24 protein-coding genes are annotated in these 22,636 nt (G+C 38.0%); 7 read left to right on the forward strand and 17 right to left on the reverse strand.

Features of this window, described 5'->3' with window-relative positions; genetic code table 11:
• The first annotated feature begins 11 nt into the window (after window positions 1-11).
• Both AC3WJG_RS03990 and AC3WJG_RS03995 read left to right on the forward strand, forming a co-directional pair.
• Complete coding sequence (locus AC3WJG_RS03990) at window positions 12-1,115, forward strand: GerAB/ArcD/ProY family transporter (protein ID WP_028410927.1); 1,104 nt, start codon at window positions 12-14, stop codon at window positions 1,113-1,115.
• Window positions 1,112-2,239: a Ger(x)C family spore germination protein gene (locus tag AC3WJG_RS03995; protein ID WP_028410926.1), complete on the forward strand. Its 1,128-nt coding sequence runs from the start codon at window positions 1,112-1,114 to the stop codon at window positions 2,237-2,239. The genes AC3WJG_RS03990 and AC3WJG_RS03995 overlap by 4 nt, the downstream gene beginning before the upstream one ends.
• 6 nt (window positions 2,240-2,245) lie before the next feature.
• Here the strand turns inward: AC3WJG_RS03995 and AC3WJG_RS04000 are convergent, their stop codons facing one another.
• Window positions 2,246-2,614, reverse strand: coding sequence for a hypothetical protein (locus tag AC3WJG_RS04000; RefSeq protein WP_028410925.1), 369 nt, complete (start codon window positions 2,612-2,614; stop codon window positions 2,246-2,248).
• 231 nt (window positions 2,615-2,845) lie between these two features.
• Here AC3WJG_RS04000 and AC3WJG_RS04005 point away from each other — a divergent pair, with 231 nt between their 5' ends.
• Window positions 2,846-3,448, forward strand: coding sequence for a DUF3885 domain-containing protein (locus AC3WJG_RS04005; protein WP_013058688.1), 603 nt, complete (start codon window positions 2,846-2,848; stop codon window positions 3,446-3,448).
• Between the two features lie 38 nt (window positions 3,449-3,486).
• On the opposite strand, the gene AC3WJG_RS04010 is transcribed toward AC3WJG_RS04005, so the two are convergent.
• The 5 genes from AC3WJG_RS04010 to AC3WJG_RS04030 form a co-directional block, all read right to left on the reverse strand.
• Window positions 3,487-4,182 carry a hypothetical protein gene (locus AC3WJG_RS04010; protein ID WP_337133971.1) on the reverse strand — a complete coding sequence of 232 codons (696 nt, stop codon included), beginning with the start codon at window positions 4,180-4,182 and terminating at the stop codon, window positions 3,487-3,489.
• Window positions 4,182-5,051 carry an ABC transporter ATP-binding protein gene (locus AC3WJG_RS04015; protein WP_028410923.1) on the reverse strand — a complete coding sequence of 290 codons (870 nt, stop codon included), beginning with the start codon at window positions 5,049-5,051 and terminating at the stop codon, window positions 4,182-4,184. Before AC3WJG_RS04015 ends, AC3WJG_RS04010 begins: the two co-directional genes overlap by 1 nt.
• A complete protein-coding gene (locus tag AC3WJG_RS04020) occupies window positions 5,048-5,416 on the reverse strand; it encodes a GntR family transcriptional regulator (RefSeq protein ID WP_013058691.1) in 369 nt (122 codons plus the stop codon). Before AC3WJG_RS04020 ends, AC3WJG_RS04015 begins: the two co-directional genes overlap by 4 nt.
• A gap of 105 nt (window positions 5,417-5,521) precedes the next feature.
• Window positions 5,522-6,277, reverse strand: coding sequence for an alpha/beta family hydrolase (locus AC3WJG_RS04025; RefSeq protein WP_098331947.1), 756 nt, complete (start codon window positions 6,275-6,277; stop codon window positions 5,522-5,524).
• A gap of 224 nt (window positions 6,278-6,501) precedes the next feature.
• On the reverse strand, window positions 6,502-7,392 hold the full coding sequence (locus AC3WJG_RS04030) for a YitT family protein (RefSeq protein ID WP_013058693.1): 891 nt from the start codon (window positions 7,390-7,392) through the stop codon (window positions 6,502-6,504).
• Between the two features lie 258 nt (window positions 7,393-7,650).
• Between AC3WJG_RS04030 and AC3WJG_RS04035 the strand changes: the two genes are divergently transcribed.
• The 3 genes from AC3WJG_RS04035 to AC3WJG_RS04045 all read left to right on the forward strand — a co-directional run bounded on the left by AC3WJG_RS04035 (window position 7,651) and on the right by AC3WJG_RS04045 (window position 10,027).
• A complete protein-coding gene (locus AC3WJG_RS04035; protein ID WP_492587987.1) occupies window positions 7,651-8,460 on the forward strand; it encodes a DUF4397 domain-containing protein in 810 nt (269 codons plus the stop codon).
• Window positions 8,457-9,080, forward strand: coding sequence for a class F sortase (locus tag AC3WJG_RS04040; protein ID WP_337133970.1), 624 nt, complete (start codon window positions 8,457-8,459; stop codon window positions 9,078-9,080). The genes AC3WJG_RS04035 and AC3WJG_RS04040 overlap by 4 nt, the downstream gene beginning before the upstream one ends.
• Window positions 9,081-9,208: 128 nt before the next feature.
• Window positions 9,209-10,027: a glycerophosphodiester phosphodiesterase family protein gene (locus AC3WJG_RS04045; RefSeq protein WP_221840860.1), complete on the forward strand. Its 819-nt coding sequence runs from the start codon at window positions 9,209-9,211 to the stop codon at window positions 10,025-10,027.
• A 27-nt stretch (window positions 10,028-10,054) separates the two neighbouring features.
• Here the strand turns inward: AC3WJG_RS04045 and AC3WJG_RS04050 are convergent, their stop codons facing one another.
• From AC3WJG_RS04050 to AC3WJG_RS04100, 11 genes are all read right to left on the reverse strand, one after another.
• Complete coding sequence (locus AC3WJG_RS04050; protein ID WP_014458572.1) at window positions 10,055-10,741, reverse strand: hypothetical protein; 687 nt, start codon at window positions 10,739-10,741, stop codon at window positions 10,055-10,057.
• A 1-nt stretch (window position 10,742) separates the two neighbouring features.
• A complete protein-coding gene (locus AC3WJG_RS04055) occupies window positions 10,743-11,585 on the reverse strand; it encodes an ATP-binding cassette domain-containing protein (protein ID WP_028410915.1) in 843 nt (280 codons plus the stop codon).
• A 119-nt stretch (window positions 11,586-11,704) separates the two neighbouring features.
• Window positions 11,705-12,214, reverse strand: coding sequence for a GNAT family N-acetyltransferase (locus tag AC3WJG_RS04060; protein ID WP_028410914.1), 510 nt, complete (start codon window positions 12,212-12,214; stop codon window positions 11,705-11,707).
• 35 nt (window positions 12,215-12,249) lie between these two features.
• On the reverse strand, window positions 12,250-13,455 hold the full coding sequence (locus AC3WJG_RS04065) for a TolB family protein (protein ID WP_098331943.1): 1,206 nt from the start codon (window positions 13,453-13,455) through the stop codon (window positions 12,250-12,252).
• Window positions 13,456-13,816: 361 nt separating this feature from the next.
• Window positions 13,817-14,635, reverse strand: coding sequence for a membrane protein insertase YidC (yidC, locus tag AC3WJG_RS04070; protein ID WP_013058701.1), 819 nt, complete (start codon window positions 14,633-14,635; stop codon window positions 13,817-13,819).
• Between the two features lie 505 nt (window positions 14,636-15,140).
• Window positions 15,141-16,520 carry a sucrose-specific PTS transporter subunit IIBC gene (locus AC3WJG_RS04075; protein WP_028410912.1) on the reverse strand — a complete coding sequence of 460 codons (1,380 nt, stop codon included), beginning with the start codon at window positions 16,518-16,520 and terminating at the stop codon, window positions 15,141-15,143.
• Between the two features lie 178 nt (window positions 16,521-16,698).
• The gene (locus tag AC3WJG_RS04080) at window positions 16,699-17,526 is read right to left on the reverse strand and encodes a PRD domain-containing protein (protein ID WP_028410911.1); all 828 of its coding nucleotides are present in this window, start codon (window positions 17,524-17,526) and stop codon (window positions 16,699-16,701) included.
• Between the two features lie 37 nt (window positions 17,527-17,563).
• Entirely contained in the window at window positions 17,564-18,061 is a 498-nt protein-coding gene (locus AC3WJG_RS04085) for a PTS sugar transporter subunit IIA (RefSeq protein ID WP_013084668.1), read from the reverse strand.
• Window positions 18,062-18,625: 564 nt separating this feature from the next.
• On the reverse strand, window positions 18,626-19,252 hold the full coding sequence (locus tag AC3WJG_RS04090; protein ID WP_014458563.1) for an FMN-dependent NADH-azoreductase: 627 nt from the start codon (window positions 19,250-19,252) through the stop codon (window positions 18,626-18,628).
• 141 nt (window positions 19,253-19,393) lie between these two features.
• Complete coding sequence (locus AC3WJG_RS04095; RefSeq protein ID WP_060746805.1) at window positions 19,394-19,885, reverse strand: hypothetical protein; 492 nt, start codon at window positions 19,883-19,885, stop codon at window positions 19,394-19,396.
• Window positions 19,886-20,045: 160 nt separating this feature from the next.
• A complete protein-coding gene (locus tag AC3WJG_RS04100; protein ID WP_028410909.1) occupies window positions 20,046-20,591 on the reverse strand; it encodes a hypothetical protein in 546 nt (181 codons plus the stop codon).
• 688 nt (window positions 20,592-21,279) lie between these two features.
• Between AC3WJG_RS04100 and AC3WJG_RS04105 the strand changes: the two genes are divergently transcribed.
• Window positions 21,280-22,446, forward strand: a complete 1,167-nt coding sequence (locus AC3WJG_RS04105) for an FtsW/RodA/SpoVE family cell cycle protein (protein ID WP_013084672.1) — start codon at window positions 21,280-21,282, stop codon at window positions 22,444-22,446.
• Window positions 22,447-22,636 lie beyond the last annotated feature (190 nt).

Raw genomic sequence — 22,636 nt, forward strand, 5'->3', positions numbered from 1 at the left:
AGGAGGACCATATGGAACAATCACAGTCACAATCAAGCAAGCTTCTTTCAGACTTTTATGCCATTTCAATTATCTCTTCAACCATGCTGGGCGTCGGTTTATTAACACTGCCAAGCAGCATTACAAACCAGACAAATAATGCAGACGGATGGATTGTACTTATTATGGACGGCCTTTTGTTTATTGGAATTGTTCTTTTTTTAGTCTGGATGGTTAAATATTTTACGATCAGCTGTATGTTTGACTTCACGCAAGAAGTAACCGGCAAGCTGATTGGAAATATCTTCAACTTCGCTATAGTCGTTTATTTCACATCTGTAGCAAGTTTTGAAGTAAGAGCTATGGCAGAAATGATCCATTTCTATTTACTGGAAACGATGCCCATTGAGTTAATTATCCTTTCGTTTATTTTGACAGGCGTCTATTTAATCACTGGCGGTATTAATTCTATTGGAAAAGTAATGGCCCTATGTTTTCCTGTCACGGTCATCATTCTTCTTATCTTATATCTTCTTAGTATCGGAATGGTCGATTTAAAAAACTTACAGCCCGTGTTAGCCGATGGATTCAGCCCGCTTCTTGCTGCTTTTACAACCGTCTCTGTTTCCTTTTTAGGGATTGAAACGATTGTATTTCTTCCAAAGCATATGAAAAACAAAAATCATTTACGAAAAGTTTCTATCATCGGATTTTCTATTCCTTTACTTTTATATATTATCACTTACGTATTAGTTGTCGGCGCGTTATCCGTTCCGGAGGTAAAAACGACCGTCTGGCCTACGATTGAATTTGTTCAGACGCATGAAGTAAAAGGAATTTTCTTTGAGAGGCTTGAATTATTTTTACTTATTGTCTGGCTTCTTCAGTTTTTTTTAACCTTTGTAATGTATTTCTTTTTAGCTGTTTCAGGATTTAAAAAGATTTTCAAAAACCGATCAACTACTAATATTATCTTTCTTGTGCCTGTTTTATTTATGAGCTCTTTAGCGCCCAAAACAGCAAGCGACGTGTCGAATTATTCAACTGTTCTAGGCTGGGCATTTTTAGTGACATTTTTGGTTATCCCTCTTTTTTTCAGCATGTTAATGAAAATAAAAAAGGTTGTGTTCAAATGACGAAAAAATGTCTTCCTGTCATAATGACCATTTTTTTATTGTGCGGCTGTACAAATCATCGAAACATTGAACAACTTGCTCTTGTTATAGGAGTGGCAATGGATATTACATCGAAAATCGAACCAAAAACAGGAAAAAATCAGCTTGTGCTGACTCATCAAACGTTAACCGAGACGGAATCCGGAAATATGTCCTCTTCCATTCCATACAAAAACATTACAACCGCTGGCCCTACAATTCATGAAATCACGCGAAATATTTCGCTGAAATCTGATCCTATATACAGCCAGCATCAGCGAGCACTTTTAATAGGAGAAAAAGCGAGCAAGACCATCCCTCTTGATGCGCTTATCAATCAGTTTGTACGTGATAATGAAATACGGCGCAGCAGCCTTGCCTTTGTTACAAAAGGCGATGCTAAAAACGTTTTAACGATTCAAGGAATGTCTGTACCGCCTGTAAACTTAATTTACGAGCTTGTTTACAATAAATTCAAAACGAATAAAATTCTAAATCCCCTAACGATGGGAGAGCTATCGGCTAAGTTAAAAACAGATCAAAGCTTTTTAATACAGCGGCTTTCTAAAATTAAAAACAGCGTTGAAATAGACGGCGCGGCAATCATAAAAGATAAAAAAGCAAAATTCACCTTAACTCAGCACCAAGTGGAGGCTTTAACGTGGTTAACGGGGAATATTAAAGGCGGAATTATTTACGGCAAACACGGTCCATACCCCTTTTCCTATGAAATTGGAGATGTTCAGCAAGATGTGAAGGCCCGCATTGATTCAAATCACTCCGTTCATTTTGACATCAACGTTCAAACAAGCGGCAGGCTATCAGAAGATTGGGAGACTTCAAAACAGGCTCTTGCCGCCTCTAATGTAAAGAACACCGAAAAAAAAATAGAAAAAATTATTCGAAAAGACGCAGAAAAAACACTCCGCTTATTGCAAAACAACTACAAAGCTGATGTGATTGACCTGCATGATTACGTACGAATTCATCACCCTCATTTTTGGAAAAAACATCAGCATGAATGGGATGAAATATTTAGCCAGTCGACAATCGACTATCATGTTCATGTTCAAATTAAAGATTTTGGAACACAGGGCAGAGATTAGCTCTTATTACTCAACGCCAGCTTCAGTCAGCTCTTTTTTCTTTAGTTCCATAATCGTGAACTTATCGGTATAGTTTTTGCTGACGAACAGCTGGCGTTCATTGTCGTTATTAAAATAAAATTTTTTATCATCTTGATATTGAAAATTCACTTTCTTCTTTTTCATTTGCTTAATAAACGTTAAGTAGTCATTTGAATGAATGAGATACCTTTTAGGTTTATCGGATATTTGAACAACATCTTCACCCGAAGATTTTAATTTTACAATACTCCATGCAATAGGAAGAGGATTACCTTCTTGAAAGATCGTTTTGTGAAAAATGAGCACAAAGAAAGCAGCTGTAATAATTGAAATAAGAACAAGCTGTTTTTTCACCGTATTATCATCCTTTCTTCACGTCGTTACTACGTTAAGTAATACGACAGGCGTATGAAAAAACCTGTTCATCCGCAAAGGTTGTGTAAAGAAATAATGCAAAATCAACAAAATATAACAGTTTGGTTACCTTTTGATTAAATAACATTACTTCTTTACAAATTTAGCTAATCACGTGATAGACTAAACTCAACATATTAAGTCAGGACTAAACTAAATGAGGTGTTGCGTATGACTACAATGCGGCTTCAATCATACTTAACAACAATGTTTCCAAATGTTCAAATGAAAAGACCTCTTTTTTATAACGCGCCGGCAGGCATCCGCTTTACGCTTACCAATCAAAAAGGCGTATGGGAACGAGAATACATGAAAAATGTGTACGCACGCGCTTATGAAATTTTTGAGACACTCCATGAAAAAAATGATGAGCTGTTACTTGTTTTCAAAGCGAATGCTGCACAGGATGATTTACTTTTAAAAAAGAAAAAAGAAACAGCTATTAAAAAATTCATTCGCTCTCGCCTGAAGAAACAAGAAGTTCAATCCGTAGCATTATTAAATAACGCTGAGTATATTATTGCCTGCAAAACAAATGATGTGAAAGAAAAGCTTCTTTTGCAATCAATTGCTAACCGTGATCTTCATATTCATCCGGCTATTGAAGAAGAGTGTTACATTGTGAATTTGAATAAAGAAACCATCTTCCACCTATACGACGAGCGCGGACTGGACATTGTATCGAACAATCAGTCTTCTCTTCAACTTCTTCAGCAAAAGTTTCACGACTGGATTCTAGATATTGATGCAGCTTGTTCAAAAAAAGTACAATAAAAAAGCAATCATTCAGTAAAGGAATGATTGCTTTTTTATTAGGCTTGATGGACAGGAGACGCTTTTTTTAAAAACAGCCAGTTGATAAGAAAGAATAGGCAGCTTGTGATAACCATTGTTCCGAATGTAAGTAACAACGACCCGTTCGAAAAGCTTTTTATAAAATGAATAACCGGTTCTTTTGTCACTGGAATGGTAAATAGTAAGATTAAAACAGCACCGGTGATCATCCCTCCTGTTTGCCCGAATTTGTAAACGATGCTGCCGAGCAAACATGCTGCTGCTGTAATAAAAAAGATAAATACAGCGTCCGTTAAAAAATGAATAGCGACAGTAGGATCATGAAAGATAAAGTCACTCGCATAATAAAGCTGAACATTCATTAAATTCAAACTATTAATCACCTTTATTGAAATGCTCATGATGACAACATTGATAAGTGACATTACAATTGCAAATAAAGCAAAAACACAGGTCATCGTTAAAAGATATGCTTTACGAGTAGCTCCTAACTTTAAGCAAAAGGAGAAACTTTTTCGAATGATAATAAAACTTACAATACCTGAAAAGATGTACTGCGGCATGCTTGTTACTAATAGGAGATGCTCATTCACCTGACTGAAAACTAAAATATCTACTACAACAAAAGCTAACAGAATCGTCCAAAAGCGAATCATTAAATACTTTAGTTCAACGTAGAGCGAATAACTAATGGCGGCAAACTGTCCTTTCATTACGCTACACCTCCACGATTTGCTGTAAGATAAATCATAATATCCTGTATGTGAACAGCTTCTACATGAAATGAACTGTCGATAAGCTCCTCAGCATAAATATCTTCGTTAAAAAGCACTATTTTTTTCTCTCCTCCGAATACTTGTTCATGGATTACTTGCTTTCCTTTTTCATATTCTTCAATTTGACTTTTAGGTCCTTTCACACTTACACAGCGCTGCTGCAAATTTTCTGCCGTATCTTGAAGAATCAGCTTTCCTTTTTGCATAATAAGTACTTCTTCAAATAAATTACTTACCTCATCAATTAAATGCGTTGAGATAATGAACGTGCGTGGATATTCTTCATATTCATCCAATAAAAGCTCATAAAAACGCGCTCGCATCGCAGCATCAAGCCCAATATAAGGTTCATCAAAGATTGTGATGCTCGTTCGAGAAGATAGCCCAACAATAATTCCTAATGCTGATTCCATACCTTTAGATAATGCTTTCACTTTCATATTACAATCTAAATCGAACTCTTCCATCAGCCTCTCAGCAGCTTCTTGGCTCCAATAAGGATAAAAAAGTGACGCAATTTTTAGCACGTCTTTGACTTTTAATGTTTTTTTGAAATTTCCGCTTTCGTTAATTAAGCAGATGTTTTGCAAAACAGAGCGGTTTTCAAATGGAGATTGATTTCCTACTTTTACTTCTCCTGTCGTAACTGGAATATGCCCGGCTACAATTTGCATCAGAGTCGTTTTGCCCGCTCCGTTTCTACCTAGCAACCCGTATATTTTATTTTGTGCTAGCGTAAGTGAAATGTCTTTTAACACTTGTTTAGATCCATAGCATTTATTTAACAGCTGCGCTTCTATATTCATTTTATTTCCCCCTTATCTAACAGCTCTTTTAACTCGTTTACCGTAATCCCCAAATGCTGTGCTTCTTTTTTCAGGGGAACGATAAAACGGTTATAAAATTCTTCTTTTCTTTGTGTAAGCAATACTTCTTTGGCGCCCGCACATACAAACATCCCTATCCCTCTCTTTTTATACAATATTCCGTGGTCAACTAGCTGATTAATCCCTTTAGCTGCTGTTGCAGGGTTAATGCGATACATTTTGGCAAATTCATTCGTAGACGGTACTCTTTCTTCTTCTGGAAAAGCATCATTCAAAATATTCTCTTCGATGGTTTCTTTGATTTGTTGAAAAATTGGTCGCTGATGATCTAATGATTGTTTCATTTTGACTACCTCGCTTAAGTGGTTCATTACTCATGTAACTAACTATATAACTAACTGGTTATTTTTTCAAGTTTTATTTCCAAAAAAAATAAAAAAGTCCGTCAGTTAGTTACTGGCGGACTTTTTTATTTGACTGTTTAACCACTTGACCGTTCTTTTTACTAGCTCATCCTGCTGCTCTTTAGGGGAAATACTGGCTTTGTTGTCGCCTTTTTGTTTTCCGTACATTCCAAACTGTGCGTGATTAGCTCCTTTTACTTGAACCAGCTCCGTATTTTTTGAAAGTAAATGCTTGGTTTCTTTAATTTTTTCAGGCGTCGACAAACCATCTTTTTCACCGGTTAAAGACAAAATAGGATAAGTGGAAGTTGAAAAATTATTTTTATTCATCGGATACGATGCTAAAAGAACTAAGCCTTTTATTGAGTTTTGATGATCATACGCATAAGAGGCTGCACTCACTCCTCCAAGGGAATGCCCTCCGATAAACCATGCGGAAATCTTCGGATAGCTCTTCACAATATCCGTCGCTTTGTTTTGACTAAAAAAACTCATATTAAACGGAGAATCTACAACAGCAACAAGATATCCTTCATTTGCAATTTGCTGAGCATAATAGCCATATGCTAACGGTTCTACTTTAGCACCTTGATAAATAATATAGCCGGCTTTTATCTCTTTGTTCGTTTGAGGCTTGAATACGTAATAATTGTCTTTCTTCACTACTTTTTTCTCATCTACTAGTGAGTGAAGCTGCTTTGAAGGTTCATAATCAAAACCTGACCATATGACAAAAAAAGCCACGGTTACCGCAACAAGAACGGCAAGACCGACTCCTACTATTTTTAACGTTTTTTTCATGTCACTCCCTCTTTCTGTTTTTTTACTATGTACTCTTTTTATATCTTTTAGACATTTTACATGTTTGTTTTAAAGATATACAAGAAAAAAGAGAGGTTCGATATGCCCAAAGCAGGACGCAGCAGAAGTGACATAAACCACTCCATATACTCGAAACAAAAAGAGAAAATTAAAAAGGCTGCTGCATGTAATAACGGGACAGCCTTATTAGCAGACAACCTTCACTAATGAATATCTCGTTTCTTAAATCTCCCTCCTCTAACTTCAGCAATAGCTGCTACGGCAAAAAAAGCAGATGGATCTATCTCATCGATAATCGCTTTTAGCTTTGCTTCTTCAAGCCTGGTAATTACACAAAAAATGACTTTTTTATCATCTCCCGTATACGCCCCTTCCCCATTTAAATACGTGACGCCTCTCCCTAAACGAGCAAGAATCGCTTCGCCAATTTGTTCATATTGTTCGCTGATAATCCAAGCTGACTTAGACTCATCTAACCCTTGAATCACAATATCAATTGTTTTAAAAGCAATGAAATAAGCCATTAAAGAATACATAGCGCGATCCCAGCCAAATACAAAACCGGCACTTCCCAAAATAAATAAATTAAAAAACATAATCGTCTCACCTACGGAGAAAGGCGTACGTTTATTAAATAAAATAGCTAATATCTCGGTGCCGTCTAGCGAACCTCCGTACCGAATAACAATTCCTACTCCCACACCTAGAACAATTCCGCCAAACACAGTGGCTAAAAGAGGATCACCTGTTAAGACCGGCAAGTCGTGAAAAATAGAGGTAGCAATGGATAGAATGATAACACCTAAAAGCGTAGATAGCGCAAATGTTTTCCCAATTTGCTTGTATCCAATAAAAAAGAATGGAAGATTTAATACGAAGATATAAAAGCCGATTTGAACATCCGTTAAGTGGGATAAAATAATAGATATACCTACAATTCCACCGTCAATAACCTCATTAGGGACAAGAAAAAATTCTAGCCCGACGGCCATTAAAAGGGCTCCCACTAAAATAAACAGCATACGCTTTACAATCATTTTAGCTGATAGCGAACGATGAACAACCTTTTTTATTTCATGATTCGTTTGCAGCACATAACTTCCCCTCCTTTTGTAATAGAGACATCAACTACTAATCAAACCCTTTTTTTAATATTATCACAAAATTCAAACTATTTACCTGGCCTTTTACAAAAATTTCATCTAATGAAATAAATTATGCATATATTGGATAAAATTGTAGATGATAACAAGTGAATAAATGCCCGAGTACGTTCAAAAGTGAATGAATGCTCACCACTTTTCATACGGGACTAACAGGACAAACTTAGATTAAAAGGAGAGTAAAACGTTATGAACCGTGTAAAGATTATTGCTGCTTCTTTACTCGCAGTTTTATTACTAGCTTTTTCAGATAGTTTCACTTCTGCAGCTGTGCAGGAGGCGATGATACGAGTTGTGCATGCGTCACCTGATGCACCTGAAGTAGATATATATGTGGACAATCAAAGCATCGTAGTCGGCGCATCGTTTAAAGATGTGACAGATTACCTTAAAGTACCTGCGGGGTCTCATAAAATAGAGGTATATGCCATAGGTACAAAAGGAAAAGAAAAACCTGTCATTTCCACTAATGTAACCGTCGAAGCAAACAAGGCCTATACTCTTGCTGCTATTAACCAAGTTGCACACTTGGAATTAAAAGTAGCTCAAGATGATATGAACGTAGCTAAAGGAAAGAGTAAAATTCGAATTGCTCACTTTTCTCCAGATGCTCCCGCTGTTAATGTAGGTATTAATCACGGCCCTACTTTGTTTAAAGACACTGCTTTTAAACAAATGACAAATTATTCTGAAGTAGATGCCGGAACCTATGATTTAACCATTGCAACTAGTCAAGACAACAAAAAAGTACTGGACATTCCAAACCTTAATTTAGAAGCTAACACGGTCTACACGGTGCTCGCTATTAACAAAGCCGACAGTCTTGAAACGCTTTTATTAAAAGATAATACGGCTATGCCTTCCGAAATGCCAAAAACAGGTATGGGCGGTGCTTCACAGAATAATTATAATTCAATTGTGCCAGTTCTTACTTTATTAGGAATTGGAGCAGTCGCTATATTTGTTGTTCGTCGTCACAGAGGATACGAAAGCGAATGAAATGGATAGGAGGGGTTTTCACCTTTTCTTTTATACTATTCATGAGCAGCTGGTTTGCCCAATCAGCAATTGCAAACAGCTCGACGGATTTTGTTGTGAAGATGGCTGAAACAAAATCAGCTCAATCCTTGAAATCTTCAGGAAATGCTTCTACGCCTCTTCCATCTCAGCTTATTATTCCGAAACTTCATATCAAGGCTTTTATAAAAGGAATGGGCCTTACTAACCAAGGTGAAATGAGCGTTCCTGATAATGGTCATGATGTAGCTTGGTTTAAGCTCGGAGCAAGACCCGGAGAGGAAGGAAATGCGGTCATTGCAGGACATGTTGATGATCAAAAAGGACCCGCTATCTTCTATCATCTCGACAAGCTCACAAAAGGAGATGAAATTTTTGTAACCGATCAGCAAGGGGATCAGCTGACCTTTGTTGTTACCAATAAAGCTTCTTATCCCCGAGATTCTGCTCCTATCAGAGAGATTTTCGGTCCAACTTTTCAACACCAGCTTAATTTAATCACCTGTACGGGAACGTTTGATCATAAACAGAAAACTCATGAGCGCAGGCTCGTTATTTATACAAGCCTTCGCCCGGAAAAAGCAGCCGATGTTTCTCACTAAACATCGGCGTTTATTACTTTTAATTACATACTCGTTCGTTTTATTTAAATATTTACACAGCCTTAATATGAACACAACATCTCACTAGTAAACTAATGCACGACCCCTCAATAAAAAGGAGTTTTGATATGAGACGAAAATGGTGGTTTGTAAGCTCACTCACTCTTTGTTTATGCGGTATTTTTATGTTTATACATACGCAGGCAGCTTCTACTCAAGCAGAAAAAGTAGCCATTATTGCTCATCGAGGCGCATCAGGTTATGAGCCAGAGCATACGATGCAATCTTATCTCGCGGCCGTTCAACAAAAAGCGGATTACATTGAACTTGATCTTCATATGTCTAAAGATCAGCAGCTGGTAGCAATTCATGACTACAAAGTTGACCGAACGACAAATGGAACAGGATATGTAAAACAGTATACAGTGAAGCAGCTTCAGCGTTTGAACGCAGGAAAAGGTAATAAAAAAGCCGTCATTCCAACTTTAGAAGAAATATTCCGTACGTTTGGCAATCGAACAAACTATTATATTGAAACAAAATCTCCTCATGAATATCCAGGTATGGAAAAGGAATTGCTGACGCTGATGGCTAAGTACAACATTCATACCAATCACGTCATTGTACAATCATTTAGTCCTGAAAGCTTAAAAACCGTCCATCGATACCGACCTACGATGAAACTAATTCAACTGATTCGTTCTAAGCAAACCAATATGTTAACAGATCAGCAGTTCAGACAAATCAAAACGTACGCGGACGGCATCGGTCCTAATGCAAACACGCTGACAAAGTCATATGTACAAAAAGCTCGCTCATATGATTTAGACGTTCATCCTTATACAGTAAATGATGAAAAGCAAATGAGAATGCTTATCGAGTGGGGCGTAACCGGCATGTTTACTAATTACCCGGATCGTCTTTATAACGTGCTTCATAATAAATAAACACTTGCCGCGGCAAGTGTTTATTCTTTATACATCTCTTCTATTCGCTCTCCACAAGTACAGGCTAATTAATGCTATGGCATAAAGCAAAGCCCAGCCAAACACCAAAAATTTGTTTAATCCTTCGTTAATAAATTGAATGATTGCAGATACGGGCGGCAATACATACAGCAGCAGTCCCCCTCCTTGATACGGAAATGAAACGCCTGCCGCTGCAAGCGTAACGATTAAAATAAAGAGAGGTCCAAACCACGATAAGCTGCCTTCTCTTACAACATCTCTTGTGAAAACAAGGCCTATGCTCATACCAAGCAAACTAAACGTCCAGTGAATAATAAACCCGAACACCATTTGCTTAGTGGATATATCCACTTCAAACATATCAAGCAGCACGGGATAAGCAATGGAAACCGCTGATAAAAATGTAAACAGCAGCATACAGCTAATAAGCTTGCTTATAAAGTACTTGTTCTTTTTCCCTACATGAAGTTTTGTAATAACTTCTTGACTGGAATCTTCCGCGTGAAACAGAGACATCGTAAACCAAGTGGTTAGAAAAAAGAGGAAAAGTGCTGTATTAAAAAAGCTATCAAGCACCGGGTTCGGTCTATATGTATAGTTCATACACAGCGAAATAATATAAAGTGCAAGCGGCGGAATATATCGATACGATTTAATGTATGTAATAAAATGATAGCGAATCAATGCACCCATCTTAAATTTCTTCCCTTTCCATATGATATAGCTTTACAACTTCAGCTTGAACAGCAAGCAATTCTGCAAGAAACTCATTTACATATTTTTTATCTATATAAAAAATCCAGTAGTTTCCGTGCTGTTCAATTTTCGTGCACTTTTCTTTTAATAAACGAAGCGGCTTATTGAGAATGACATTTGCCTCAATGACCGTTAAATGCTCAATGAGTTGAACGCGCTCATTTTTTAAAATGCGCTGTGAGCCAATGGTGATAACACGATCCGCTACAGCATGAATGAGCCTTTCTTCATGACACGTAAATACAATGGTCATCCCTCGTTCTTTGAGCTTTGTAAAAATTCGTTCTACTTCTAGCTGAGCACGAGCATCTAATCCTGATAGAGGTTCATCAAGCAATAGCAGCTTAGAAGAACTCAGCAGCGCTTGCATCATGTTGACTTTTTGCTTCATTCCTTTTGAAAAAGAAATGATTTCTTCATGCCTAAACTCTACCATTTCGAAAGTTTCGAGCAGCTCTTCAATTCTAGAGGTGCGCTTTTTCTTAGACAATCCTTGAATTCGTCCCATGTGCTGCAAATAACCTGCTAGCGTAAAACGGAGCTCCTGAGGAAATTGTTCCACCACAAATCCAGGCGTACCGGTTTCTTTATGAAGGTGAATTGTCCCTTTAGTCGGTTTCGATAATCCGCCAATTAACTTTAAAAACGTACTTTTTCCGGCACCGTTTTTCCCAACAATCGCGACAGTCTCTCCTTTATAAAGGGTCGTGTGAATGTTTTCTAATACGGTATGTTTTTTGTATACTTTTGCAACATTTTTTAATTCAATCAGTTTTTCCATCTGCTGCCTCGCCTCTCCATAATCCTATATGTTAAATCATAGCATATTTATGGGGAATGTGCTTCCATCTCTATACGTTTCAGCTAAATTTTTCCCGTACAAAAAAGCCTTTGATATGATCAAAGGCTTTTTATAGACAATACCATATGCTCTTCATCGATAAATTCACCATCTACTTGAAGAGCTCTTTTTTCATACGCATAAGAAGTAAAACCGAGGCTTTTGTATAGAGCTTTTGCTCCTTCATTTTTAGCAGCGACGGCCAGGTAGATTTGCAAAACATTCGTTTTGGAAAAAGCTTGTTCAACAGCGGTTTTTAACAGCTTCTTTCCAAGACCTTTCCCCCTTGCTTCAGGGGCTACGTACATCCCCCAAATATCTCCTTTATGCTGAACTTTTAAAGGCTTTTGCTGCTGAAACCCCACGATCCCCACAAGCTGTTTTTCCATAAAAGCTCCTACTACAAATTCTGATTGGCTGCTTGGAAAATAATTTCGGATATCAGCAATTTCTTTTTCATATTCTTCTTCATAACTTAAAATAAAACTTTCGGGATGATCTTTTAAAGCACGAAGACGGAGTTCAAAGTACACGTCAGCGTCTTCTTTTACCAACAAACGTATATTCATTTTTTCACCTTAGTTTCTTATGTTTTAATTAGCTATTAAGGGCTGTACACGCTAAATACTTCATTCCACCGATACAGCTCATAATAATTTCCCGGCAGGTCTAAGCCTGAAATAAGTACCTTATCATTTTTCGTATCTTTTACGCGTGTTAAAAGATTTGCTTGTTTTCGATTTGTACGAATCCACATCGTTTGATTCGTTGCTTTATGATAAACAGGTGCATAATCTCCTAAGCCTTTTTGCGGAAATGTGAACTGACTTTGCTTATTAGTCTTTACGTTCATGCTATACAAAAAAGGCAGTGGCCTCTTTTTTTCATCATTCGACCACCCTGCTTCGGGCACACGTGAAATGATGATGTTATCTTTTTCTGTCCAAGTAAAATCCCAATCTGCGAAGCCTTTTGGAGTAAACACATGTTCTTTAAAAACCGGCATCTCTTTTAAAGTGAACTTTTTATTTTCAGTGGCAAATCTTCCTTCCCCATTAATAAATGCCAGTACTTGCTCTTCATTACTCCACTTAAACCAATTAGATACATTAAGCATATCTCCCACTACTTGAAAAGCTTTTCCTTCTTTTGTAATGATGCACAGCTTATTTGCATCTGCAGACATCGAAGCCGTTGGAATAGCGATAAAACTAATCCATTGACCGTTAGGAGACCATTTGAAGCTGCTTGTTGTATACGCAAAAAACGAATCATTTTCTGCTGGCAGCGTCGTAAAAGCCTCCACTTTTTTTACGTCTAACCCTGCATATTTGCTCACTGTATATAGCTTTACCGGTCCCCATCCCGTGGGCGCCAGCGCAGCAGCTGACGTAATTAAAAATCGATCTCCTTCTGGAAACCATGAAAACTGATCAACTCCTACGGCTACACGCTTCTTTTCATGCGTTTTAACATTGTAATATACTAAGATTCCATTCGAAATATACGCAAGTTCCTCAGCAACCGGTGACCATTGATAATGAGTCACATCATGTTCAACTAGTAGCGGTTTTCCTTTTAACGGTGCAATCATTAAAGAATCATTTTCTGAATAGGCAACTATATCTCCATGTGATGACCATTGAGGCATAGAGGCATGACGGGCATAGGATAACTGCCTTTCGGTACCGTTATCATATATCCATAGGTTTCCTTGCCGTATAAAACTGACCTTCACTGTAGTGGCAGCATTTATTTGCATAGGGAACAACATAAGAAAAAGCAGACATAACGCTATTTTTTTCACCATGTTCACTCCTGTCTTTTTTTATAGCGTTACACAAATCTCCTCATCTCATCACATTTTTGAAAAAATAAAAGAGGTTGAGACATAACGAAATGAATTTAATCGAAAGACGAACAAATGGGATACATGAGCTGAACCTCTTGTGACACCACAGTTGATTTCCGTGCAAGGCTTCGTCTAGCCCTCCAACCAACTGCTCGAAGCAGCGAAATAGATGAAATCTCCGTTCACCATAATAAAAAAAACAAACCAGTAATCAAATATTTTGATTACTGGTTTGTTTTTCACTTCGGCTAAACTACTTTTGTCCCGTCCTCTTTTTAAAAAATAAAAAAGCGCAGCGAATAGCTGCGCTTTTTGTATATTATGATTTTGACTTAGATTTTGGTGATGGCTTTGTTTTAGCTTGTGCTGTATTATTAGCCGCATCTTTTTCTTTCAATAAACTCATACGTTTTTTCAAATAGTAACCTTGTCCAATTCCGAATAAGTTACCGATTACCCAGTATAATGCAAGAGCAGATGGAAGTGAAATCCCTGCTACTAAGATGAAGATTGGCATAATGTTCATCATCATTTTCATTGGAGGTTGAATTTCATCCGTCATACTTACACGAATTTGTAAGAATGTCGTAATCGCTGCAACTACCGGTAAAATGAAGTAAGGATCGGGTTTCCCTAAACTTACCCATAAGAATGAATGCTGCGCAATTTCATGCGTTCTTGCAATGGCATTATAAAACGCGATAATAATAGGCATTTGAATAAAGATTGGCAAACATCCGCCAACCGGATTAATTTTATGCGTTTGGTAAAGCTGCATCATTTCTTTTTGCTGCTTTTGCTGTGTTTCAGGATCTTTTTTACCAGCATATTTCTTTTGAATCTTTTCCATCTCTGGACGAAGTGCTTGCATAGCCATCGTGCTCTTTTGCTGCTTTAAAATAAGCGGCAATAGAACTAAACGAATGATAACCGTCGCAATGATAATAGAAAGACCATAGCTTCCGCCTGCCCATTCAGCAATTTTCGTTAATGCCATAGATAAAGGGTAAACAAAATAATGATCCCAGAACCCGCCGCTTGTTGCGGTTACTGGTGTTTTCGTGCTGCTACAGCCGGCTAGAGCTAAAAGAAGCGCTCCCATTAAACCAAGCAATAATAATTTTTTATTTCTTTTCATATTCTTTCCTCCTAATAATGACTAAATGTATGAAGTGTTTTTCAGAAGGAAAGGATCTTCTTCATCATTATTCTTCTCTTTAACTGGTGTTTTTCTATACACATGTATAAATACATTTCGTCTTTTCCATATTGTTAATACTGAAGGGTCAATCCCTGCATTCACATGGTCGGTGACAGGTTCCGCATGAAAAGCCGTAAACCTAGCTTCACGAAGCATATAATAACAAAGGATGTATAAAACGAAAGCAGATAAATACGGCGCATATAGAAAAAGATCGTGATAAAATTCCATGTGCCAGCTCTCTTTCTGACTATAATAGTACAATCCAATATATGTAGTGTAGCATTTACGTTCCTGTTACACAACATCAACTTATCTCTTTGACTGTTCTACGTATTACTTTTTAAAAAGTTTCATATTTACGACACAAAATTTGCTCACCATAAAATATGATGAGCAAATCTAATACCGTTCTCTATTCTCTTATGCTTACCGATGGTTCTCAGTCTTCTTTTAGCTTCATGAACCATGTAACGCCGAATGCTACACCTACAGAAATAATCATACCAATGATATAGTGAATTAAATTACTCATACCAAGCGGTGCAGCAATGGCCATCATTGGAATGCCTGTGAGGCCGTATGCGTTGGCTACTACGTGCATAAGTACAACGTAGCCTCCCCCGGCTGCTCCGCCTATAGCCGCAGCAATAAATGGCTTGCGAAGTCTTAAATTGACGCCGAAAATAATTGGTTCTGTAATTCCTAAGAAGGAAGAAATAGCCGCTGGAATCGCAATTTTTTTCGTTTTGGCATTTTTCGTCTTAAAGTAAACAGCCAGCCCTGCTCCTCCTTGCGCCACATTCGCGCAGGCCCAAATAGGAAGTAAGAAGTTAACGCCGATCTTCGGATTAGCAAGCAGTCCTGCTTCAATAGCATGAAAACTATGCTGCAAGCCTGTTAATACAATGGTCGAATATAAGCCACCAAACAAAATTCCTGCAAACACTCCGGCTACATCGTATAGAGACTGAAGGCTGATCGAAATTAAATCTCCAATATAGCGACCGAAAGGACCAATAAACACAAGTGACACAAAGCCTGTGATAATAACAGTTAAAAAAGGCGTAACAAGTAAATCAACCGAATTCGGCACAATTTTCCGGAGTCCCTTTTCAATTTTGCTCATAACGTAGATAGCCAATAAAATCGGAACGACCGTACCTTGATAGCCAATCAGCGGAATACTTAAACCAAACAAATCCATATATTCTGGCTTAGCATCTGCTAATGTCCACGGATTTAATAACATCGGATGTGTTAAGATCCCTCCGATAACCGCTCCCAGATAAGGATTTGAACCAAATTCTTTTGCAGCTGAAAACCCGATTAAAATCGGTAAAATGATAAATGCTGCGCCTGAGAACATATCCAACAACACAAACAACGCGCTATCTTCTGAGACCCAGTGGAACGCTTTCATCATCCCGAGCAGCCCCATTAGTAAACCACTGGCTACAATGGCTGGAATAATCGGAACAAAAATGTTGGAAAGCATGCGGGCAAAACGGGCAAATGGGTTCATTTTCTTTTTCATTTCTTCTTGATGGTCCGCTGGGACAGCAGCTTCTTCAGCGCCTAGTTCTTTCATAAAAGCAGCGTGAATTTTATTAACGAGACCGGTTCCAAAAATGATTTGAAACTGCCCTGAATTTGAAAAAGCCCCTTTTACATCTTCTATTTCATCTAAACCTTTTTGATCGATTTTGCTTTCATCTCGAATAACAAGGCGCAAACGCGTAGCACAGTGCTGAGCACTAGCAATATTTTCTTTTCCTCCTAAAAGCGGAACAAGCTTTTTAGCAATTTCTTTTACGTCCATCTTACTTCCTCCTTGTTGTATACCATAAAAAAAGCAAGACCTAAAATACGCTTATAAAAGACATAGTTGTCCTTCATGCGCATTCTAGGTCTTGCCTGCTTTACCAGTCACAATCCCGATTATTCAATTAATACGCTTTCATTGTACTCAAAGCAACAATATTCGTCAATGTTTTTTTCTATATTCTTTGCTCTATTCGGCAAATGTGAAGCGTGATATATCCTAGCTCCGCTTCTGGAAAATTAATTTCGTACTCATCTTTGACAAATTGCTTGATCGTTTCAGCACACTGATACGATTTTTTATATTTGACTTTTAATACGTCAAGCATCTCTTCATCCATCTCATGAAAAGGTTCATTTTGCGCTAAACGGTTTAACGCAAAGCGCAAGTGAGTTAGCAGCCGCTGATAGGACATGCTGTTTTCATCAATCTCCATATTCAGCTCTTTTTTTATAATCGTAACCATTTCATTAATAATCGTTGTATTCATCATGAGCTGCTGCATGCCCGGTGAATTCAGTTTCGCCGTATGAATATGAAGCGCAATATACCCTGCTTCGTCAATCGGCATCGTGATATCTAGTCTCTTTTTGATATGCTGAAGCGCCCATACTCCTATTGCATACTCAGGCTGATAGAGAGATTTAATTTCATTAAGTAATTTATTTTGTATGGAAATTCCGCGGGCTATCCTTTCGACAGCAAAGGACAAATGATCGCTCAAAGCAATATGCACATGATGACTTAGCGTCGCAGAAAGCTGCTGCTCCGCATACGAAATGATTTCTTCCGCCACTTGAATATGCTCCTCAGGAAGGTTTTTTAATAGTTCTTGAAACTTTTCCTGTTCTTCTTTCATGACAAAGACTTTCTCCACTTTCGCAGCATTAATAAGATCATTTTTGCCTTTTTGAAAAGCGATACCGGGACCCATCGCAATCTTTTCAACTCCGCCTTCTTTAAAGACAACGGCATTGTTATTTAATACTTTTAAAATCTTCAAATGCGCTCTCCTTTCTTAAAGGAAAAGGCCTTGCTTATTACTTCATCGTTACTTTTGCACAAGCCGTTTCGCCTTTTTGAACTGTCCCTTGAGCCAAAATTTCGAAACTTTCACTTGCATCACTGTTTGTAATAACGATTGGTGTGATAATGCTTTTCGCTTTTTCTTGAATAAGCGCTAAATCAAATGTGATAAGAGGTGTTCCTACGCTTACTTTGTCACCTTGTGCCACGTGAGCTTCGAATCCTTCGCCTTCCATTGCCACTGTTTCAAGGCCGATATGTATTAATACTTCCGTACCGGCTTCTGTTTTTAAGCCTACCGCGTGTTTTGTATGGAAAAGCTGAACAACTTCCCCAGCAACAGGTGAAACAACTTGTCCTTCTGAAGGTTCGATTGCAAAACCGTCTCCCATCATCTTCTGTGCGAACACTGGATCTGGTACTTCGCTGATTGGCAGGATATTACCTGAAAGCGGAGCTAGAACGGTTGTTTCTTTTGATTTTGTCTTATTACCAAATAATTTTTTAAACATCTCAATCACCCTTTTTTAGATTGTACTTGTAGCATACCCCAATGATTCTGCGGAAAAACTTCCCCTATCCCGATGTTACGTTAACATGGTCATTATTTAACCATGCTTTTTTTGTCTTGTAAATAAAAATGTATGAGCGTTTTCATAAAAAGTGCGTTCTCTATGCCGCACTTCATGTAACCCTTTATACATCTTCTGAAGAGTGGATATTGAATTTTAAACCTAAAAAAGAGGTTGAGACATAAACAAATGAATCCAATCTAAAGACGAACAACTCGTATACATGGGCCGAACCGCTTTTGACACCGCATTTGATTTCCGTGCAAGACTTCGCTTTCCGAGGGGGATGCTGAGCCTCCTCGCCGCATACGCTCCTGTGGGGTCTCACCTATTCCGCTTTTCCCGCAGGAGTCTTCGGCTTGCCCTCCAATCAACTGCTAGAAAGACTTACAAACATGAAACCTACGTTCACCGTAACAAAAAAAACGAACCACTAATCAAATATCTTGATCAGTGGTTCGTTTTTCACTTCGTCTAAAATCCTTTTGTCCCAGCCTTTTGAGATTAGAACGTTGACGCAACTTCTTTTGCTTTTTCAGATGCTTTTGCTAGAATATTGTCTGCTTCTGCTGGTGTGTAAGCCATACCTTCTGCAACAACCAGTTGGAAATCTTGAACCCCAATGAAGCCCATCACTGTACGTAAATAGCTTTGAGTAAATTCTAGCTCTGCTGCAGGGCCTTCTGAATAAACCCCTCCACGAGCTTCTAGTAACACTACTTTTTTATCTGAAGCTAATCCTACTGGACCATTTTCAGTATATTTAAACGTTTTTCCTGCAATTAAAATGTTATCAATATATGCTTTCATTAGTGGAGGAAAGCTTAAGTTCCACATTGGAGCTGAGAAAATAACTTTGTCAGCTTGTAAAAATTGCTCTACTAATTCACCCATACGCGTTACTTTTTCTAATTCAACAGCTGATAATTCTTCACCAGCTCCAGCTTTTCCCCATGCTGCTAAAACATCTCCATCAATGAACGGAACTGTTTCTTTATACAGATCAAGCGTTGTCACTGTATCAGTAGGGTTTGCTGTTTTATACTCATCTAAGAAAACCTGTGCTAAACGAGTTGAAAATGATGCTTCATCAACCTGCGGATTTACTTTTACATATAATACATTTGCCATAAATGTCATCTCCTAAAAAGTGTATATTATTATTAATTCGAGATATTACTAAACAAATTATCTTTAATTCGAGATTTATTATATAACGTCATTTTTTATGCGTCAACCTTTTCGCACAAAAAAAACTCCGCAAGCGGAGTTTTATACACATTGAAATTCTCGAATTTGATTTACATCTACCCCAGCATACACCCAGAAAGATCCTGTCCAGCGATATCCTGCAACTGAGCGTCTGCCTACAAAGGTTGGGTAAAACCAGTAAGGCCGACCATTTCTCGGCCATATATAGGTATATCGGTATAAGCATCCTGAAATAGCGCCTGGGTCAACAGCATAAAGTGATGGACCTCCTGAACCTAGCTTTGGTGCAGGTGTAAAAGCTGGCGGTGGACTTGAAGGCGGCTGAGCCCCTCCCTGTGGCGGAAACCCTTGGCCCCCTCCTCCAGGTGGCGGCGGTGGAAATCCTTGACCTCCTCCTCCAGGTGGAAACGATGGAAACCCCTGGCCTCCTCCTCCAGGTGGAAACGATGGAAACCCTTGGCCTCCTCCTCCAGGTGGAAACGATGGAAACCCTTGGCCTCCTCCAGGTGGAAACAAATTTTGAAAACGTGGATCGTATTGATATGGATACATACGCACTCCCCCTTTATAATGCTTGGTACGTTACAATATGCATCATAATGAAGATAGGTGAATGTCTACTTTTACCTTCTATAGACTAGTTGAACGATGTTAAACTTGGTAAACTTAAAGGGGAGTCTTATCGGAGGAAATAATAAATCCAACACGGAAACTACTTGCGTGTTGGATCTGCTTGAGGAAAATATTTTTCAATAAAATTATACAGCCAAAATACGGTAATCAAAATAGGAGCTATCAGAAAAGGATGTTGAATCCACATTTTTACCAGTACCTTTTCAAATGACGGAATCGATTTTAACACTTGAAATAACGAACTTCCGCTAAAAATAACGCTCGTTCCTATCAATAAAAAAGATAGCCAGTTAAATTGTTCCATCCACATGCTCATAGAGATATAAAAACTAACACCCGTTCCTATGCCACCCATTATTCCACTTAACATACTTTTTACCGAAAAAGGAATCCCTACAAACCATCCGGCTCCTAGTCCTGCACACCCTGCTAAAATGCTAGAAAAAAGCAGCGGCTGCTCAAGCCAGAGACATGCATTCACTCCAACCACTAAGGTGACATGTATTCCTACGTGAAGGGAAATTCTTTTGCCAACAGGCTCTGAAACATAATGATAGTAGCGCCCGCTATAAAAAATTGTCCACCATAATAATAAAAATGCTGTCACACTTGCCCCTATAATCATAAACACACCTCTCTACGTTATGATTCTATTAATCTCTATCTATTATTTTTCTAATATCCTATGTCTCTGATTCGGTAATCTATCCATATACCTTCCATACGTTCGTTCATCAGCAAGAAAGTCGAATATAATTATATTCTTGTCTCAACTGTTTACTTGTGGGAGTGCTAAGAAGTTGAATGTCTGCATGTAGAAAAAGATAGTGTAGAACACTTTCTCTTATCTTTACTATTATTCATATGTATAGCTTGCTAGATTTAGTCCTCGCAGTTTAGAATTTTTCAGTCGTTCATATGAAACTATTTGCCCTTTCTTTCGTTATATATATACACGTTTCTTTATCTTTTCACGTGCAAAAAAAGATAAATTCCTATAGTATGTTTTCATATTAACCTTTAAGGAGATAAAGAAGATGAATTGAATAAATCCCTGCAAATAGAGTTTTTAGAAAAAAGAAATTGTTATCATTTCTCCTATTTATGTTATAGAATAATTCATGTATAATAAAAGGCTGTATGGTAACGCAGCTTGCGACATATCTTTTCTTACTTTTAGCAAGTCTATATTCAAAGCAAAAACTGCAAAGTGGGGTTAGTGCGACTCTTCATTAATCGACTTTGCATTAAAAACCAGCATTTTTCTTTTATCATAAAGAAAGAATGAGATTTAATAGTGACAGGTGAATAATATGGGTGAAAATCAAAGAAATGTTAGTAGATTTGACTGGAACTTGGCTTTCCTAATCTTCCTATTGTTTTGCGTAAGCGTTGTGGCAATCCATAGTGCTGAAAAAATTGGGCAGTATGATAAGAACTTCGTAGCGCAACAAGTTGTTTTTTATATAATCGGAATGGTGATTATAGGGTTTGTCATGCGTTTTGACTCCGATCAGCTTCAAAAGCTAACGTGGGTTTTTTATGGATTTGGGAACTTTTTATTGCTTCTTTTACTAGTGGCTCCGTCAAGCATTGCCAGAGAAATTAACGGGGCAAAAAGTTGGTTCACACTTCCCGGCTTTTCGTTACAGCCATCAGAGTTCATGAAAGTGTTTTTGATTATCACACTGAGTACGGTCATTGTTAAACACAATGAAAAATATCGTATCCGGACAGTAAGAGAAGACTTTTTACTGCTTGGTAAACTGGGTGCTGTACTTGCTTTACCTTTATTATTAATCATGCAGCAGCCTGACTTAGGTACCGCTCTTGTGTTCTTAGCAATCACGGTTGGACTTGTATTTGTTTCAGGCGTAAGCTGGAAAATCATCGCGCCTGCATTTTTAGGTATTACAGCGGTTGGTTCTGTCATTTTGGGACTTGTTGTTTATGCACCTAGCCTATTAGAAAAGTATCTAGGGGTTAAGCAATACCAATTTGGCCGTATTTATTCTTGGCTTGATCCTGAGTCATATAGTTCGGGAGAGGGCTATCATTTAAAGAAATCGTTAGATGCAATTGGATCAGGAATGGTAAACGGTAAAGGAATCGGAAATGGAGTTGTCTATTTGCCAGAGGGACAGACCGACTTTATTTTTGCGGTTATTGGAGAAGAGTTTGGCTTTATCGGCGCCAGCATTGTTATTAGTCTTTTCTTCGTACTCGTTTATTACTTGATCAAGCTAGGCCTTGAAACAAAAAATGAATTCAATTCTTACTTATGTGTAGGCGTTATTTCAATGCTTACGTTCCACGTATTTCAAAATATCGGTATGACCATTCAAGTCTTGCCTATTACCGGAATTCCACTTCCTTTTATTTCATATGGAGGTAGTTCACTGATGGGGAACATGTTTGCAATGGGTCTGATGTTTGGAATCTCATGGCATCACAAACGCTATATGTTTGGAAATGATTAAAGAGAGACGATGGTCTCTCTTTTTTCTTTTATCTCCCTATTAAGCATGCTACAATAAAGAAAACGCTTTCAAATCCTGTTTTAAAAGGAGTAGATATGCATGCTTGATTACCAATATCGGCGCAAAGCCTATGCTATTTTGTTAAAACAGACATCCGTACCTTCATCTACAACTTCTTTTTCCACCTGGC

This window comes from Priestia sp. FW507-14D1A (assembly GCF_058781295.1).